Annotated in this window: 15 protein-coding genes; 6 read left to right on the top strand and 9 right to left on the bottom strand. The window is 72.7% G+C overall.

From position 1 onward, the window contains the following. Positions 1–9: 9 nt before the first annotated feature. From ACGFYY_RS24105 to ACGFYY_RS24115, 3 genes are all read right to left on the bottom strand, one after another. The gene (locus tag ACGFYY_RS24105) at positions 10–1056 is read right to left on the bottom strand and encodes a PPK2 family polyphosphate kinase (RefSeq protein ID WP_393712204.1); all 1047 of its coding nucleotides are present in this window, start codon (positions 1054–1056) and stop codon (positions 10–12) included. A gap of 64 nt (positions 1057–1120) precedes the next feature. Beyond that, on the bottom strand, positions 1121–2509 hold the full coding sequence (locus tag ACGFYY_RS24110; protein WP_393712206.1) for an alkaline phosphatase PhoX: 1389 nt from the start codon (positions 2507–2509) through the stop codon (positions 1121–1123). Beyond that, positions 2509–3069, bottom strand: a complete 561-nt coding sequence (locus ACGFYY_RS24115; RefSeq protein WP_365277197.1) for a hypothetical protein — start codon at positions 3067–3069, stop codon at positions 2509–2511. The genes ACGFYY_RS24110 and ACGFYY_RS24115 overlap by 1 nt, the downstream gene beginning before the upstream one ends. Positions 3070–3317: 248 nt before the next feature. Between ACGFYY_RS24115 and ACGFYY_RS24120 the strand changes: the two genes are divergently transcribed. Then, positions 3318–4652, top strand: a complete 1335-nt coding sequence (locus ACGFYY_RS24120; RefSeq protein WP_393712209.1) for a cytochrome P450 — start codon at positions 3318–3320, stop codon at positions 4650–4652. An 8-nt stretch (positions 4653–4660) separates the two neighbouring features. Then, on the top strand, positions 4661–5782 hold the full coding sequence (locus ACGFYY_RS24125) for an amidohydrolase family protein (RefSeq protein WP_393712211.1): 1122 nt from the start codon (positions 4661–4663) through the stop codon (positions 5780–5782). A 140-nt stretch (positions 5783–5922) separates the two neighbouring features. Here the strand turns inward: ACGFYY_RS24125 and ACGFYY_RS24130 are convergent, their stop codons facing one another. Then, positions 5923–6348 carry an OsmC family protein gene (locus ACGFYY_RS24130; protein WP_365277665.1) on the bottom strand — a complete coding sequence of 142 codons (426 nt, stop codon included), beginning with the start codon at positions 6346–6348 and terminating at the stop codon, positions 5923–5925. A gap of 62 nt (positions 6349–6410) precedes the next feature. Continuing rightward, positions 6411–7466: a cell division protein ZapE gene (gene zapE, locus ACGFYY_RS24135; RefSeq protein ID WP_393712298.1), complete on the bottom strand. Its 1056-nt coding sequence runs from the start codon at positions 7464–7466 to the stop codon at positions 6411–6413. Between the two features lie 84 nt (positions 7467–7550). Between zapE and ACGFYY_RS24140 the strand changes: the two genes are divergently transcribed. The 4 genes from ACGFYY_RS24140 (at position 7551) to msrB (ending at position 10880) form a co-directional block, all read left to right on the top strand. Then, positions 7551–8369 carry a pyrimidine reductase family protein gene (locus ACGFYY_RS24140; protein WP_393712214.1) on the top strand — a complete coding sequence of 273 codons (819 nt, stop codon included), beginning with the start codon at positions 7551–7553 and terminating at the stop codon, positions 8367–8369. A 147-nt stretch (positions 8370–8516) separates the two neighbouring features. After that, entirely contained in the window at positions 8517–8984 is a 468-nt protein-coding gene (locus tag ACGFYY_RS24145; RefSeq protein ID WP_033217927.1) for an indole-3-glycerol-phosphate synthase, read from the top strand. Positions 8985–9045: 61 nt separating this feature from the next. Continuing rightward, complete coding sequence (gene murC, locus ACGFYY_RS24150) at positions 9046–10443, top strand: UDP-N-acetylmuramate--L-alanine ligase (protein ID WP_393712217.1); 1398 nt, start codon at positions 9046–9048, stop codon at positions 10441–10443. 23 nt (positions 10444–10466) lie between these two features. Then, positions 10467–10880: a peptide-methionine (R)-S-oxide reductase MsrB gene (gene msrB / locus ACGFYY_RS24155; RefSeq protein ID WP_365277654.1), complete on the top strand. Its 414-nt coding sequence runs from the start codon at positions 10467–10469 to the stop codon at positions 10878–10880. Between the two features lie 14 nt (positions 10881–10894). Here the strand turns inward: msrB and ACGFYY_RS24160 are convergent, their stop codons facing one another. The 4 genes from ACGFYY_RS24160 to ACGFYY_RS24175 all read right to left on the bottom strand — a co-directional run bounded on the left by ACGFYY_RS24160 (position 10895) and on the right by ACGFYY_RS24175 (position 14860). After that, entirely contained in the window at positions 10895–12205 is a 1311-nt protein-coding gene (locus ACGFYY_RS24160) for an MFS transporter (RefSeq protein WP_393712220.1), read from the bottom strand. 3 nt (positions 12206–12208) lie between these two features. After that, positions 12209–12736 (bottom strand): DUF5825 family protein, encoded by a 528-nt coding sequence (locus tag ACGFYY_RS24165; protein ID WP_393712222.1) that lies wholly within the window; start codon positions 12734–12736, stop codon positions 12209–12211. Further along, on the bottom strand, positions 12733–14622 hold the full coding sequence (locus ACGFYY_RS24170) for a RiPP maturation radical SAM C-methyltransferase (protein ID WP_393712225.1): 1890 nt from the start codon (positions 14620–14622) through the stop codon (positions 12733–12735). Before ACGFYY_RS24170 ends, ACGFYY_RS24165 begins: the two co-directional genes overlap by 4 nt. Positions 14623–14737: 115 nt before the next feature. Further along, positions 14738–14860: a hypothetical protein gene (locus ACGFYY_RS24175; RefSeq protein ID WP_258309265.1), complete on the bottom strand. Its 123-nt coding sequence runs from the start codon at positions 14858–14860 to the stop codon at positions 14738–14740. Positions 14861–14904: the final 44 nt, after the last annotated feature.

Genomic DNA, 14904 nt, shown 5'->3' on the forward strand with positions numbered 1-14904 from the left:
AGCCGGAACTCACCCCGCCAGCAGCCTCCTACGGCACTCCTCGACATCGAACTCCGCCTTCGGATACCGCGGATCGATGCCCTCCAGGTGCTCCCGCAACAGCGTGCTGATCGCCCAGTTGCGGTACCACTTGCGGTCCGCGGGCACCACGTACCAGGGCGCCTCGTCGGTGGAGCAGCGCTCCATCGCCACCTCGTACGCCTCCTGGTACGCGGGCCACACGGTGCGCTCCTCGATGTCGCCCACGTTGAACTTCCAGTGCTTGTCCGGGTCGTCCAGCCGCTGCAGGAGCCGGGTCCGCTGCTCCTCGTAGCCGATGTGCAGGAAGACCTTCACCACGGTCACCCCGTCGTCCGTGAGGGCCTTCTCGAACCGGTTGATCTGGGCGTACCGGGCGCGCACCCGGTTGCGCGGCACCAGCTCGCGGACCCGGGCGATGAGCACGTCCTCGTAGTGGGAACGGTCGAAGATGCCGATCTCGCCCGGCCGGGGGAGTTCCTGCTTGATCCGCCAGAGGAAGGGGTGGCCCAGCTCCTCCTCGGTGGGCGCCTTGAAGGCCTTGATCCGGCAGCCGGAGGGGTTGAGCAGCCCGATCACGTGCTTGAGGGTGCCGCCCTTGCCGCTGGTGTCCATGCCCTGGAGGACGAGCAGGACCCGACGGCGGTCACCGGCGGTGCTCGCCGCGTAGAGCCGCTCCTGGAGCGAGCCCAGCGGCTGCGCCAGCAGAGCGGTGGCCGCCACCCCGGCCGCCTTGTCGACGGGACCGCCGGGCGTCGCGGAGGGGTCGAGGCGGGCGAGGTCCGGCCGGTCGCCCGGGGTGACGCGCAGCAGCTCCCGCAGCGGCCGGGCAGGGGAGGCCGCGGCCGCGGACCGCTTCCCCGACTCCCCGTGCTTGCCGTGCCTCGCGGACTTCGCGCCCTTCCCGGCCTTGCCGGACCTGGCGTCCTTCACGTCCTTCGCCGGCCCGGCGGACTCCTCCCGCTTCTCGGACGACCTCGCCGATTTCCGCTTCTCGTCCCGTTTCTCGTTTCGTTTCTCGTTCTGCTTCCCGGCCATAGCTGACCACCCCAATCCCGTCGGTTCCGTACGATCTTCCGGCAGACCGAACGGGAGCGCGAGATCAGTGCCAGGGCCCCGTCACCGCGAACGTGGTCCCCGGCGCGTAGGCGTTCACGAACATCGTCCGCCCGTCGGGGGAGAAGGTGACCCCGGCGAACTCCCCCCACTCCGGGGCCCCGAGCCCTCCGATGTCCTCGGCGTTGCGGGCCATCGGGTAGACCTCGCCGCCCTGCGTCACCCCGAAGACGTACTGCGCGCCGCCGCCGTCCTCGCACACCATCAGTCCGCCGTCCGGAGCCAGGCAGATGTTGTCGGGGGAGTCCCCGGGCAGCGCGATGTCCGTGGCCGGGCCGAAGCGCACGTCCAGTCGGATCGTGGAGCGCCGCGGGTCGTGGAACCACACCTGCCCGTGGTGGTCGGCGGCCGCGCCCTCACCGCTGCGGGCGAAGCTGGACACGAAGTGCACCCCGCCGTCGCCCCAGTAGCAGCCCTCCAGCTTCTGCGCGTGGGTGATCCCGCCGGGCCCGAAGTCCTGGAGCCGGATCGGCGTACCGGCCGCCGAGGGATCGGGTACCGGCACCCACTCCACCGGGAACTCCGCCCCGGGCTCGTCCACCACCGCCAGGTCCGCGAGCCCGGGTACCCGCAGGGCCTCCAGCCGGCCCCCGGCCCGCAGCGAGCCGAGCCCGCCCAGCGGCCGCTCCGGCAGGAACCGGTAGAACAGCCCGAACGGCCGGACGAAGGCGTCCTCGGTCTCGTAGACGACCCCGCGGTACGGGTCCACGGCCACGGCCTCGTGCGCGAACCGGCCCATCGCGGTGAGCGGAACCGCGCCCGAGCGGCGCGGGTCGGCCGGGTCCACCTCGAAGACGTAGCCGTGGTCGCGGGTGTAGCCGGAGGTGCCCGCGCGGTCCTCGGTCTCCTCGCAGCTCAGCCAGGTGTTCCAGGGGGTGCGCCCACCCGCGCAGTTGACGGCGGTGCCGGCGAGGGCGACCCGCTCGCCGGTGACCCGCCCGGCCGCGTCCAGCTCCAGGGCGGTGCAGCCGCCGAGGGCCTCGGGGTCGTAGGTCAGCCCCGGGACGGCGGGGACGCGCAGAGCGGCGGTGGTGCGGTTCTCGTGGTTGCGGACGAGGCGCACGCGGCCGCCGCCGGCCCCGAAGGCGGCCATGCCGTCGCAGTTGGCGGGTACGGCGCCCTCGCCGGAGCGCAGCGGCTCGCCGGCCCGGGACAGCACCCGGTACGTGAACCCCGCGGGCAGGTCGAGCAGCCCGCGCGGATCGGCGACGAGCGGCCCGTACCCGCGGCCGGTGCGGGGGGACCGCGGGGCCCGGGCGGCGGCCCGGGAGCCACCTCCGGCGAACAGGGCGCCCAGCGCCCCGCTGAAGACGATCCCGCCCGCGGCGAGCAGGCCGCGTCGGGTGAGGGGCGCCGATGCCTCCCGGTGGGGCATCAGAGCGACGGCTTGGGGCGCGTGGTGCCCGGAAGGCAGGTCACCGCCCGGTTGAAGGTCTCGAACAGGCCGTCGGGATTCTTCTTCCAGAGCCACATGTGCAAGGCGTAGTGCACCGGCTGGCCGGGGAAGTTGCCGGGCTTGGGGCCCTTGAAGGGGATGCCGAACATCGTGGGGCGGTCGTCGTCCGTCGTCAGCTTCTGGTCGCGGTCGTAGAGCAGCCACTGGACGGCGACGAGCCGCTTGCCGCCGCGCCCGTCGTCCTCGTAGAACAGCGCGGCGGGCTTCTTCGGGTCGAGGGAGTTGTCGTACTTGTGGTTGAAGTGCGGGTAACCGAGCGCGCCCGGGCCCGCCTTGTCGACGACGCAGTACTGGTCGGGCTTGTAGCCGTCCGCCACGGCATTGGCGTGGACCTGATATCTGGCGGTCGCCGCGTAGGTGAGCGCCCGATCGCCCTGGGCCCGGCCGGGGCCCGGGTCCGAAGCGGCGGGCGGAGCGGCGACGGCCGCCAGGGTGAGCGAGGCGGCTGCCGTGAGGGCCAGGGCGAGACGACGGGCCATGCGCGGGCTCCTTGTGACGGGCTGGCTGGGGGCACCAGCAGCCCTTCCCCGGCCCGCCGCGCCCGCCACACACTCGGCCCGGACGGGCGACCGCCGATCGGCTGACGGTCGGCCGGACCCGTACCCCGACCCGGCCCGGCACCCGCCGCCGCCGGCTCACTCGAACGGGAGCGGCGTCGTTTCGCGACGTACCCGCGCGGGGAACCGGTGATGTCCCCAGCAGGCGAGTGCGACGGAGGGTGCGGACCATGGCGCAGCAGGATGCGGCATTGGACGGCGGCGGAGAGCTGCACGAGATCGTGTCGGCCGTGTCCAGGGGCGCGCCCGAGTACCGGCAGTGCCCCCATCCGATGTACGCCGCCCTGCGCGAGCGGGATCCGGTGTGCCGGCTGACGCCTCCCCACGGGATCGACACGTACCTCATCACCCGTCACGACGACGCCCGTGAGGCCCTGTCGGACCCCCGCTTCAGCAAGAACATGCACGGCGCCATCGACACCTACCACGCCGTGTACGGCAGCTTCTTCGACGCCCTCGACGACAACGTGCTCTTCTCGGACCCGCCCCGGCACACGCGGCTGCGCCGCATCCTGCGGAGCGCCTTCACCCCCCGGCGGGTGGAGCGGATGCGCCCGAGGATCACCGAGATCGCCGAGCGCATCCTCGGCGAGTGCCGCGAGGCCGGCACGGTGGACCTCATGGCCTCGTTCGCGTTCCCGCTGCCCATCGCGGTCCTGTGCGAACTGATGGGCATCCCCGAGGAGGACCGCCCGGAGATCCTGGAGCAGTTCGCGGTGGTGACCCGCTCCCGCTTCGACCCCAGCCGGAAGGCCGAGCTGAAGGCGGCCGAGGAGCGCCTGCAGCACCGGTTGGAGCGGCTCATCGCGGACACGCGCGCGCACCCGTCGGACTCCTTCCTCAGCGACCTCCTGCAAGGGGAGGAGCAGCTGGAGGACCCCGAACTGGTCGCCTCGCTGTGGGTGCTGTTCTTCGCCGGCCACAAGACCACCGCCTACCAGATCGGGAACTCGGTCCTCAACCTGCTGCTGCGCCCCGATCAGGCGGCGTTGCTGCGCGCGGACCCGACGCTCGTTCCGCGGGCGGTCGAGGAGATGCTGCGCTTCGAGGGCTCCGTGGAGACGTCGACCTTCCGCTACGCGGCGCAGGACGCCGAGATCCGGGGTACGCGCATCCCCGAGGGTTCCCTCGTGCAGATCGCGCTCTCCTCGGCCAACCGGGACCCCGAGAAGTTCGACCTCCCCGACGAGCTGGACGTGACCCGCGAGGGCCTGCAGGGCACGCACCTGGGCTTCGGGCACGGAACCCACTACTGCCTGGGGGCGCCGCTGGCGCGGCTCGAACTCGAGATCGCGCTCGCCACCCTCCTGCGGGAGTTCCCGGACATGGAGCTCGCCGACGCGAGGGAGACCGGGAAGGCGTGGCTCAAGGGGCCGGTGCCGGCGTTCCGGGGCCTCGAACACCTCCGGCTCGTCCTGGAGCCGGAGCGCGTGCGGGAGCCGGACCCGGTCCGACCCGACGCGGACCCGGGCGAGGCGTCCCTGGCCTCCGTGGTCTCGGCATGACGGATTCCATGAGTACGTCCGCGCTGCGCCTGCTGGGGACGCCGGCGGACGAGCTGCGCATCGCCGCGGTGGGCACCAGCGAGGTCATCCGGGTCGCCCGGGGTTCCTCCGTACCGGGCCCGGACGCGGCGCGCGCGGTCCATCCGAAGATCGACATGCATCATCACTTCTGCGCCCCGCAGTGGCGTGACTGGGCCGCGCACCACGAACTGATCGACCCGGATCGGCTGCCCCCGTGGTCCCGGCTCGGCACCGAGGCGGCGATCCGCTTCATGGACGACGTGGGCATCACGACCGCCGTCCTCAAACCGATGCTGCCGGCGCGCTACCGGTCGTCGGCGCAGTTGCGCGAAGCCGTCAACATCACGCTGCAGTCGATGGTCGAGGTGGCGCAGTCGCATCCGGGCCGGTTCTCGTACTACGTGCCCCTCTTCCTGGACGACACGGACGCCTCGTCCTGGGCCGTACGCCGCGGGCTCGGGCAGCTCGGGGCCGTCGGGGTGAACGTGACGGCCAACTACGGGGGCGTCTACCTCGGCGATCCCGCCTACGACCGGCTGTTCCACGAGCTGAACGAGTTCTCCGCCGTGGTGGACACCCACCCCCACAACCTGCCGGACGGCCCGTGCGGCCCGCCGGCCGGGTCCGGTCCGCCGTCGGGTCCGCCCGGTGGGTCGACGGTCCCGGGGATCCCGAACTTCATGTGCGACTTCCTGCTGGACACCACGCGGGCCGCCGTGAACATGATCAGCCACAGGACGCTGGACCGCTTCCCGGACATCTCCGTCGTCCTGCCGCATGCCGGGGGCTTCCTGCCGTACATCGCGTCGCGCCTGCAGGCCCTCGGTCGGTTCTGCGAACCGCGCGTCGAGCCCGCCGCCGTCCGTGACCATCTGAGCCGCTTCTACTACGACACGGCCGGGCCCATGGCGCCTGCCGCGACCTTGCTGGAGCACGTGCCGGCCGACCACATCCTCTTCGGCACGGACTGGCCGGCCGCCCCCGCCGACACGGTCACGGACCTGGCGCTGCCCGCCCTCGAAGCCGACCCGGCCTTCACCCCGGAGCAACTGCGGGGGATCTACCACGACAACGCGATGCGCCTGATCCCGCAGCTGGCGACCGCCTGACGGGACGGGACGGGACACGAAGGGGGGGGGGGGGGGGGGGGGGGGGGGGGGCCCCCCCCGCGCGGGGGGGGGGGGCGGGCCCGCGGGGGGGGGGGGCGCGCCCGGGGCCCCCCGCGCCCCCTTCGCCGTGGCGACGCCGATCAGGCGAGCTTGGCGCTCAGCGTGATCGTCGTACCGGTCAGCGCCTGGCTGACGGGGCAGTTCTTCTTGGCGTCCTCGGCGGCGGCGACGAAACCGTCGTTGTCGAGACCCGGTACCTCACCCTCCACCGTGAGGTGGATGCCGGTGATGCCCTCACCGGGCTGGAAGGTGACGTCCGCCTTGGTCTCCAGCCGGGTGGGCGGGGTACCCGCGCCCGCGAGGCCGTGGGACAGCGCCATCGAGAAGCAGCTGGAGTGGGCGGCGGCGATCAGCTCTTCCGGGCTGGTCTTGCCGTTCGCGGCCTCGGCACGGGAAGGCCAGGAGACGTCGAAGGTGCCCTTGCCGGAGGAGTCCAGGGTCACCTGACCCTTGCCCTCCAGCAGGTTGCCTTCCCAGACGGTGTGCGCGTGACGCGTGGTGGCCATGGTGATCCCTTCGAAGATGTGGGAAACGGCCGGGTCCCCGAAGGTCCCCGGCGTCCCCAAACCTACTGGGAGACCAGGGGTTTCGCGTCGCGCGCCAGCGCGGTGAGCCGCGATATGGCGCGGAAGTACTTCTTCCGATAGCCGCCGTTCAGCATGTCCTCACTGAACAGCTTGTCGAAGGGGACTCCGGACGCCAGCACCGGGATCTCACGGTCGTACAGGCGGTCGGCCAGTACCACCAGCCGCAGTGCCGTCGACTGGTCCGGCACCGGGCCGACATCGGTCAGGCAGACCGCCGTGAGGCCGTCGGTCAGCGCGCCGTAGCGGCTGGGGTGCACCCGGGCCAGGTGTTCGAGCAGGCCGGGGAAGTCGTCCAGGCTCGCGCCCTCGGTCGCGTACGCGGCCTTGGTGACCTGCTCGTCCGAGAAGGGCGCCGGGGCCTCGGGCAGCCCGCGGTGGCGGTAGTCCTGGCCGTCGATCCGCAGCGGCCGGAAGTGCGCCGACAGCCCCTGGATCTCGCGCAGGAAGTCGGCGGCGGCGAAGCGGCCCTCGCCGAGCTTGCCGGGCAGCGTGTTGGAGGTGGCGGCCAGCGCCACCCCCTGCTCGACGAGCCGGCTGAGCAGCGAGGACACCAGTACCGTGTCGCCCGGGTCGTCCAGCTCGAACTCGTCGATGCACAGCAGCCGGTGCCCGCCCAGGGTCTGCACGGTCTGCTGGAAGCCGAGCGCGCCGACCAGGTTGGTCAGCTCCACGAAGGTGCCGAAGGCCTTGAGCGCGGGCTCGGCCGGGGTGGCGTGCCACAGGGAGGCCAGCAGGTGGGTCTTGCCGACGCCGTAGCCGCCGTCGAGGTAGACCCCGCGGGGGCCGGTGGGGGCGGCGGGCTTCTTCGAGAACCAGCGCTTCTTGCCGGCGCCACTGGCGTGCGCGCCGCCCAGACCGGCGGCGAAGCCGCTCAGCACGGAGACGGCCTCGGACTGGCTGGGCTGCGTCGGGTCCGGGTCGTACGTGTCGAAGCGCACCGAGTCGAACCGCGGCGGCGGGACCATCTCGGCCACCAGGCGTTCGGCGGGCACCCGCGGCTCGCGCGCGCAGAGGGCCTGGGGCCCCGCGTCGGCTATGGGGGGCCGGCCGGAGGTGTAACCGGAGGTGGAGAGAGATGTCGACACAGCTCTCAACTCTACGGGGCGTGGCACACTGCACCGATGCGACGCCTGTTCCCTGTGACCGATCAGACACCAGCTCCGCCCCGGGACGCGGCCGACGGCACCGACGCGGCCGACGCGGCCGACACGGCCGACCGGGAGTGGTCGCTCGACGAGCTGGCGGAGGCCTACGCGTACCCCGCGCTGAAGGCGGACGGCCACTGGCTGCGGGCCAACATGGTCTCCACCCTGGACGGGGGCGCCCAGCACGAGGGCCGCTCGCAGCCCATCTCCGGCGAGACGGACATGCGGATCTTCGGCACCCTGCGGGCGCTGGCCGATGTGGTGGTCGTCGGCGCGGAAACGGTTCGCCAGGAGGGCTACCGCCCGGCCCGGGTCCGGGAGGCCTTCGCCGCCCGCCGTGCCGCCTCCGGGCAGGGCCCGGCCCCCGCCGTCGCCGTGGTCACCGCGAGCCTGGACCTGGACTTCTCGCTGCCCCTGTTCACCTCCCCGTCGGTGCCGACCCTGGTGGTCACGGGGGCCGCCGCGCCCGCCGACCGGGTGGCCGAGGCGATCCGGGCCGGGGCCGAGGTGGTGGTGGCCGGGGACGGCGTGGGCGTGGACGCCGCCCGGGTCGTCCGGGAGCTCGCCGCCCGGGGGCTGCGCCGCCAGCTCACCGAGGGCGGGCCCCGGCTCCTGGGGCAGTTCGTGGCCGCCGACGCCCTGGACGAGCTGTGCCTGACGATCTCCCCGATGCTCGTGGCGGGAGGCGCCCAGCGGATCGCCGGAGGCCCCTCCGTCACGGTTCCGCACCGGCTCGCGCCCGCCTGTGTACTGGAAGAGGCCGGGTTCCTCTTCACGAGCTACCGTCGGATCTGACAAGGCGCGGAATTTGTCGTTCCGCTTTGCTTCCGCCGGCCACATAACTGGGCAGGTATGTCTGCGTAGGCCCCGTGCGACAGCGGGGCAGGATGGTTTCCGCAGGGGTCGGCCGGTCGGCCTCGGCCCATGAAGGAGAGGGCGTCCGTGTTCACGAGCGTATTGATGATCGAGCAGCCGCTGACCGCGGTGGACGTGGACTTCGTCACCACCCTGCACGGGGACGACGCGGTCTCCTTCATCGTCCTCATGCAACCGCGGGGCGACCAGGACCGACTGCTGCGCGCCATCGACGACGTAGCGCTCGGTGAGATTCCGGAGGCCATCCGCGAGGGTGACGAGCCCGAGGGCGAGGCCGCCCTCGGCCCGGCCGCGCACGCCCTCGCGCACTCCCTGAACGCGTTGCGCGCCAAGGGGGCCAAGGCCGTGGGACAGCTCGTCGAGGACCACCCGCTCGACAAACTGAAGTCCGTGGTCGAGGAGCACGGCGCCGACGAGGTGATCGTCCTGACCGCCCCGCACTTCGTGGAGGAGTTCTTCCACCGGGACTGGGCCTCGCGGGCCCGTCACAAGGTCGGGGTTCCCGTGCTCAAGCTCTTCGCCCACAACGAATAGGCTTGGGGCCAGTCAGAGCCTCACGCGCACCCGCAAGAAACACGATCCTGGAGCGACCTGAATGAAGCCCGGCCTGCCGACCGCCATGGAACGGCCCCACTTCATCGGCATCGGCGGCGCCGGCATGTCCGGTATCGCGAAGATCCTGGCCCAGCGCGGAGCGCACGTGGCCGGCAGCGACAGCCGCGGTGACTCGGAGACCGCCGAGGCGCTGCGCGCCCACGGCGTCACGGTCCACGGCGGACACGCGGCCGAGAACCTCGCCGCCGACTCCACCTGCGTGGTCGTCTCCAGCGCGATCCGCGCCGACAACCCGGAGCTGGCCCGCGCCGCCGAGCTGGGCATCCCCGTCGTGCACCGCTCCGACGCGCTGGCCGCCCTGATGGACGGGCTGCGGCCGATCGCCGTCGCCGGCACGCACGGCAAGACCACCACCACCTCGATGCTGGCCGTGTCCCTCTCGGCCCTGGGCCTGGACCCCTCGTACGCGATCGGCGGCGACCTGGACGCGCCCGGCTCCAACGCGCATCACGGCGAGGGCGACATCTTCGTCGCCGAGGCCGACGAGAGCGACCGCACCTTCCACAAGTACACCCCGCAGGTCGCGATCATCCTCAACGCGGAGCTCGACCACCACGCGAACTACGCCTCGATCGACGAGATCTACGAGTCCTTCGAGACCTTCGTCGGCAAGGTCGTCCCCGGCGGCACCCTGGTCGTCGCCCACGGTCAGGAGGGCGCGGCCGAGATCGCCCGTCGGGTCGCCGGCCAGGAGGGCCTCACCGTCGTCACGTACGGCGAGGAGGAGGGCGCCGACGTCCGCATCACCAAGATCACCCCGCGCGGCCTGACCAGCGAGGTCACCGTGGTCCTCGACGGCCGGATGCTCACCTTCACCGTCTCGGTCCCCGGCCGCCACTACGCGCACAACGCCGTCGCGGCCCTCGCCGCGGGCGTGGCGCTCGGCATCCCGGCGCACAACCTGGCGAGCGCGCTCGGCAAGTACACCGGCGTCAAGCGTCGCCTCCAGCTCAAGGGCGAGGCCGCGGGCGTCCAGGTGATCGACTCCTACGCGCACCACCCCACGGAGATGACCGCCGACCTGGAGGCCGTCCGGGGCGCCGCCGGCGACTCCCGGATCCTGGTCGTCTTCCAGCCGCACCTCTTCTCCCGCACCCAGGAGCTCGGCAAGGAGATGGGCGATTCCCTGGCCCTCGCCGACGCCTCCCTGGTGCTGGACATCTACCCGGCCCGCGAGGACCCGATCCCCGGCGTCACCAGCGAGCTCATCATCGCGGCCGCCCGGGCGGCGGGCGCCGACGTCACCGCCGAGCACGACAAGGCGGCCGTCGCCGACGCCATCGCGGGAATGGCCAAGCCCGGTGATCTCGTTCTCACCATGGGCGCGGGTGACGTCACGGACCTCGGTCCGGCCATCCTCGCCCGGCTGTCGAGCTGAAGGTACGAGGGAGCGGGAGAGTCATGTCCTACGAGGTCGAGAAGACGGACGAGCAGTGGCAGGCGGAGCTGACCCCGTCCGAGTACCAGGTACTGCGCCTGGCGGGCACCGAGCCGGCCTTCCGCGGTGAATACACCGACACCAAGACCGAGGGCGTCTACTCCTGTCGCGGCTGCGGGTCCGAGCTGTTCCGCTCGTCGGAGAAGTTCGAGTCGCACTGCGGCTGGCCGTCCTTCTTCGACCCGAAGGACACCGACGCGGTCGAGCTGATCGCGGACACCTCGCACGGAATGGTCCGCACGGAGGTCCGCTGCGCGAAGTGCGGCTCCCACCTGGGCCACGTCTTCGAGGGCGAGGGCTACCCGACCCCGACGGACCAGCGGTACTGCATCAACTCGATCTCGCTGCGGCTGACTCCGAGCGGCCAGGAGGGCTGAACCCGTCCGGTTCCCTACGGGGCCACCTCCCGTGGGGAACCGGACGGTACGGCCGTGTCCGTGCGGTGCGGCAGCCAGAAGCAGGCCGCGGCCAGCAGCGCCGCCGTCGCGGCGCCGGTCAGCACGGGGACGTTCCCCGCCCAGGCCGCCAGCGCGCCCGCGGACAGGGCCCCGACCGGGACGGTGGTCAGGAGCGCCGCCTGGGCGAAGCCGGCGACGCGGCCCTGGAGGTGCGGTGGGGCGATCAGCTGCTGGGTGGTGGTCATGGAGATCGCCCACACGGTCGCCGCCATGCCGAACACCAGTTGGTACGTGAGCAGCGCGGGGAAGGCGAGCCCCAGCGACGCCGCCGGGACGAGGAAGATCGCGAGGGCGGCGACCACCGCGCAGATCCGGGTGGCCCGGTACAGCTCGACGGAGGTCGCGAACCGGCCGGCGAGCAGGACCCCGACCACGGTGGCCACGCTGAACGCGGCATACACCATCCCCAACTGCCATGCGGGTAACGCGAGTTCACGATTCGCGTACACCACGAAGAGCGCGTCCGCGGCCCCGCTGCCGAGGTTGAACCCGGCGCCCGCGAGCACCTGTCGGCGTAGCACCGGATGCGCCCGGACCACCGCCAACCCCTCGCGGAGCGCGGCGAGTCGGGGGCCTTGGCGCCCGGTCGCCTCCGCCGGCCGGTTCAGCGACGCGGGCAGGGCCAACAGCAGGGCGGCCTCGACCGCGTAGGCGACGCCGCCGGCCAGCAGGGCGGAGGACGCCCCGGCGAGACCGACGAGGACACCGCCGAGGGCGGGGCCGCCGATCATGCCCGCCGTACGGGCTCCGGTCAGCGCCGAGTTACCGGTCAGGAGCTGCTCGGGCCGGACCACGCGGGGCAGCGCCGCCTGCAGCGCCACCGAGAGGGTCCAGGTCAGCGCGCCCGACAGGGCGGCCACCACGTACAGGTGCGGCAGACCGAGTCGCCCGAGTGCCCCGGCGAGCGGCACCGAGGCGACGACCACCACCTGCAACGAGGTGAGCGTGGCGGCCAGGGTGCGCAGTCGGGCCCGGTCGGCGAGCACACCGGCGAGGGGGCTCAGCACGGCGCCGGGGAGGTAGGTCAGGGCCAGCAGCGCCGACGCCCCGAACGGGCCCGCGTCCAGCCGGGTCACGGCCAGCATCGCCAGTGCCAGCGCGGTGATCTGCCGTCCGACGGAGCTGGCCGCCTGCTCGCCGCAGAGCAGCAGGAACGGGCGGTGTCGACGCAGCGCGCGCCACGGCGTGCCGCCGCTGTCGGCGGCCGTGGTCGGGGCCGGGGGGCGGGTCGGCGAGGAGGTCACCGGTCAGACGCTCGTGCAGGGGACGGGCCAGCGGCTCAGGCGTGGCGGCAGTGCCACCACCCATCCCCGCGTGACCAGGACGAGACGTTCGTCCGCCAGCAGGGACACGGCCTCGCGCCGTGTCGTGTCGAGCTCGTCGAGGGCCGTGGGTTCCTGCACGGCGAGGAAGGCGCCGAGCAGTGCGGGATGGTCGATGGTGAACCGGGCCGAGGCCGAGGGGTCCCTGCGGTCCATGACCGTCACGAAGTCCGGCCCGCGGCGATGGTAGAAGAGGCCGTACGCGTACCGGGACCGCCACGCGGCCGCCTCGTCGGACCCGCCGGACCCGCCCGTGGGGGTGGGTCGGTGGGCCGGTGGCGGGAGGTGGTGCAGCAGCCCGGTGTCGAAGGGCAGGGCGTCGCGGTCCGGGACCCAGTCCACCGTGAGCGCCCGGCTCTGGCAGTCGCGCAGGAAGCGCACCGCGTCCGCCGCGCCGCGTCCGCCGGTGCCCAGCGGCAGCGGCTCGTCCACCACCACCTGCCCGCCGGTCATCGGGCCACCACCTCGGCGTCCGCCCCGGCCTCGGCGACGTCCGTGCCGGCGGCCGTACGGACCGGCGCGTTCCGCAGCGGCAGCGACACGTACGACCGGCCGTCGAAGAACAGCAGCCCCAGGGCCAGCTGCTCGCCGAGCCACTCCGTGAGCCGTTCCGGGGTGACCGTGAGCCCTGCCTCGGTGAGGAGCCGGTGCAGGGCGGGCCCGGAGCGGCCGTGTTCCAGTCGCCGGAACGCGGCGGCCTCCCAGCCGGTGAGCCGATGCGTCCGGGCCGGCCGGCCGTGCCGCCGGTCGTGCACCAGCAGCTCCCCGTCCGCGCCGGGTTCCATCAGCAGGGTCGAACCGGCGTGCCCGGCCCGCCAGACCTCGACGGCCCGTACGAGCCGCTCCTCGGCCCGGCCGCCGATCCCGCGGGGAGGGGTGTCGAAGAGGTACACCAGATCGGCCAGTTCCTCCTCGGGGAGGTCGTACACATGGCCGTACATCTCGGCGGGCGTCCGCTCGGCGAAACCGAGAGCCGGATCGGCGAAGTGCGGGCTGAACCGCTCCAGCTGGATGCGGAACGCACCGCCCGGCGGCTGCAGGTGGACGAGCGCGGGCATCTGCTCGACGACCGCGTCGTAGTCGTCCGCCGTCTCGCCCGGGAACCCGTACAGGTAGTTCCACGTGCAGGTGAGGGACCGGTCGGCGCACTCCCGGAGCGTGCGGACGTTGCGGGAGCCGGTGACCCCCTTGTCCATGAGCCCGAGGACGCGGTTGTTCAGGCTCTCGATCCCCGGTTGGATGTGCACCGCTCCCGAGCGGGCCAGGAGCGCCAACTGGTCGCTGTCGAGGTTGGACTTGACCTCGTAGTGCATCAGCAGGTCCCAGCCGCTGTCGGCGGCGAGCGGCAGGAAGTCCGTGAAGTACGCCATGTCGATGATGTTGTCGACGGTGACGATGTCGAGGATCCGGTGCCGGCGGACCAGCCGGTCGACCTCGGCCCACAACTGCTCACCGGGCTTGGCGCGGAACGCCATCGCCGAGCCGTTGAGTCCGCAGAACGTGCAGTGGTGCTTCTCGCCCCACCAGCAGCCGCGTGCGCCTTCCACGACCAGTTTCGGGCGGACGTACTCGGCCACCGGGGAGGCGTCGAGCTCCGCCTGCCAGATGTCGTAGGCGGGCGAGGCGATGTCCCGCGGTGCCACCGTCCGGCGGCTCTCCTCGTTCGCCCGCGAGGTCCCGCCGTCCCACCAGCACAGGCCCGGTACGTCGACGGGCGGGGTCCCGGCGTCCAGATGGGCCAGCAGGGCGGGGAACGCGTACTCCCCCTCCCCACGCACCACATGGTCGACGAAGGGATGGTTGCGGTGCAGGGCGTGGCCCATCGGCCCGTCGCAGTTGCTGCCGCCGAAGACCACGGTGAGGCCGGGACGGCGGCGCTTGAGCTCGGCGGCGAGCGCGAGCGAGGACACGTTCTGCATGAACGTGCTGGTGAACCCGACGACGTCCGGATCCTCGGCGAGGATCTCCGAAGCGCTGCGGGAGATGAACTCCGCCGCGTGGACCCGCATGGCGTGCGCCTTGTCCACCGGGACGCCGCGCCGCTTCGCGTACGCGCCGAGCCGTGCGACACCCCAGTCGGGGTCCGCGTAGAGCACACCCGAGAAGACCCAGTCGCCCAGTCCGTCGAAGATCGAGTCGCTGCCCACCTCGGCGTGGTCGGCCGGGCGCAGCAGGCCGTCCGTCCGCTCCAGCAGGAAGTGCGCCCAGCGCAGTGAGCCGTGGAACTCGTGGACCTCGTCCGACGGCCTGGTGCGGGTCAGGAGGGCGTGCAGCAGGCCGATCTGGAGCGAGGGCAGGTCGATCGGCTGCCAGGGCATGGTCACCAGATGAACGCGCATACGGCCCTCCCCGCCCGGCCGTGCGCCGTCCGCCGGGCCGGCCGGTCGGCGGCCCGGCACGGGGTATCGGCGCCCGGTGTCCTCGGTGCCACGCCGGGCGTCGATTCCCGCCCGGTCAGGACGACGGTCGCTTGTCGATGGTGAGCCGATCGCGCTTCCTGGCCTCGTCGCGGACGGCCACCTTCTTGATCTCTGGCTTGGTCCGGGTGTCGTCCTCTGGTGCCCTGTCGCTTTCCATGGTGCCTCCCCTTCCTCAAGTCCGTTGACCCTAAAGGCCGTTAC

The sequence above is a fragment of the Streptomyces sp. NPDC048331 genome (genome assembly GCF_043201215.1).
Lineage (GTDB): Bacteria > Actinomycetota > Actinomycetes > Streptomycetales > Streptomycetaceae > Streptomyces.

Coding starts and splice junctions, on each gene's coding strand:
- ACGFYY_RS24105 (WP_393712204.1), bottom strand. CDS start 1,056: ATGGCCGGGAAGCAGAACGAGAAACGAAACGAGAAACGGGACGAGAAG.
- ACGFYY_RS24110 (WP_393712206.1), bottom strand. CDS start 2,509: ATGCCCCACCGGGAGGCATCGGCGCCCCTCACCCGACGCGGCCTGCTC.
- ACGFYY_RS24115 (WP_365277197.1), bottom strand. CDS start 3,069: ATGGCCCGTCGTCTCGCCCTGGCCCTCACGGCAGCCGCCTCGCTCACC.
- ACGFYY_RS24120 (WP_393712209.1), top strand. CDS start 3,318: ATGGCGCAGCAGGATGCGGCATTGGACGGCGGCGGAGAGCTGCACGAG.
- ACGFYY_RS24125 (WP_393712211.1), top strand. CDS start 4,661: ATGAGTACGTCCGCGCTGCGCCTGCTGGGGACGCCGGCGGACGAGCTG.
- ACGFYY_RS24130 (WP_365277665.1), bottom strand. CDS start 6,348: ATGGCCACCACGCGTCACGCGCACACCGTCTGGGAAGGCAACCTGCTG.
- ACGFYY_RS24140 (WP_393712214.1), top strand. CDS start 7,551: ATGCGACGCCTGTTCCCTGTGACCGATCAGACACCAGCTCCGCCCCGG.
- murC (WP_393712217.1), top strand. CDS start 9,046: ATGAAGCCCGGCCTGCCGACCGCCATGGAACGGCCCCACTTCATCGGC.
- msrB (WP_365277654.1), top strand. CDS start 10,467: ATGTCCTACGAGGTCGAGAAGACGGACGAGCAGTGGCAGGCGGAGCTG.
- ACGFYY_RS24165 (WP_393712222.1), bottom strand. CDS start 12,736: ATGACCGGCGGGCAGGTGGTGGTGGACGAGCCGCTGCCGCTGGGCACC.
- ACGFYY_RS24170 (WP_393712225.1), bottom strand. CDS start 14,622: ATGCGCGTTCATCTGGTGACCATGCCCTGGCAGCCGATCGACCTGCCC.
- ACGFYY_RS24175 (WP_258309265.1), bottom strand. CDS start 14,860: ATGGAAAGCGACAGGGCACCAGAGGACGACACCCGGACCAAGCCAGAG.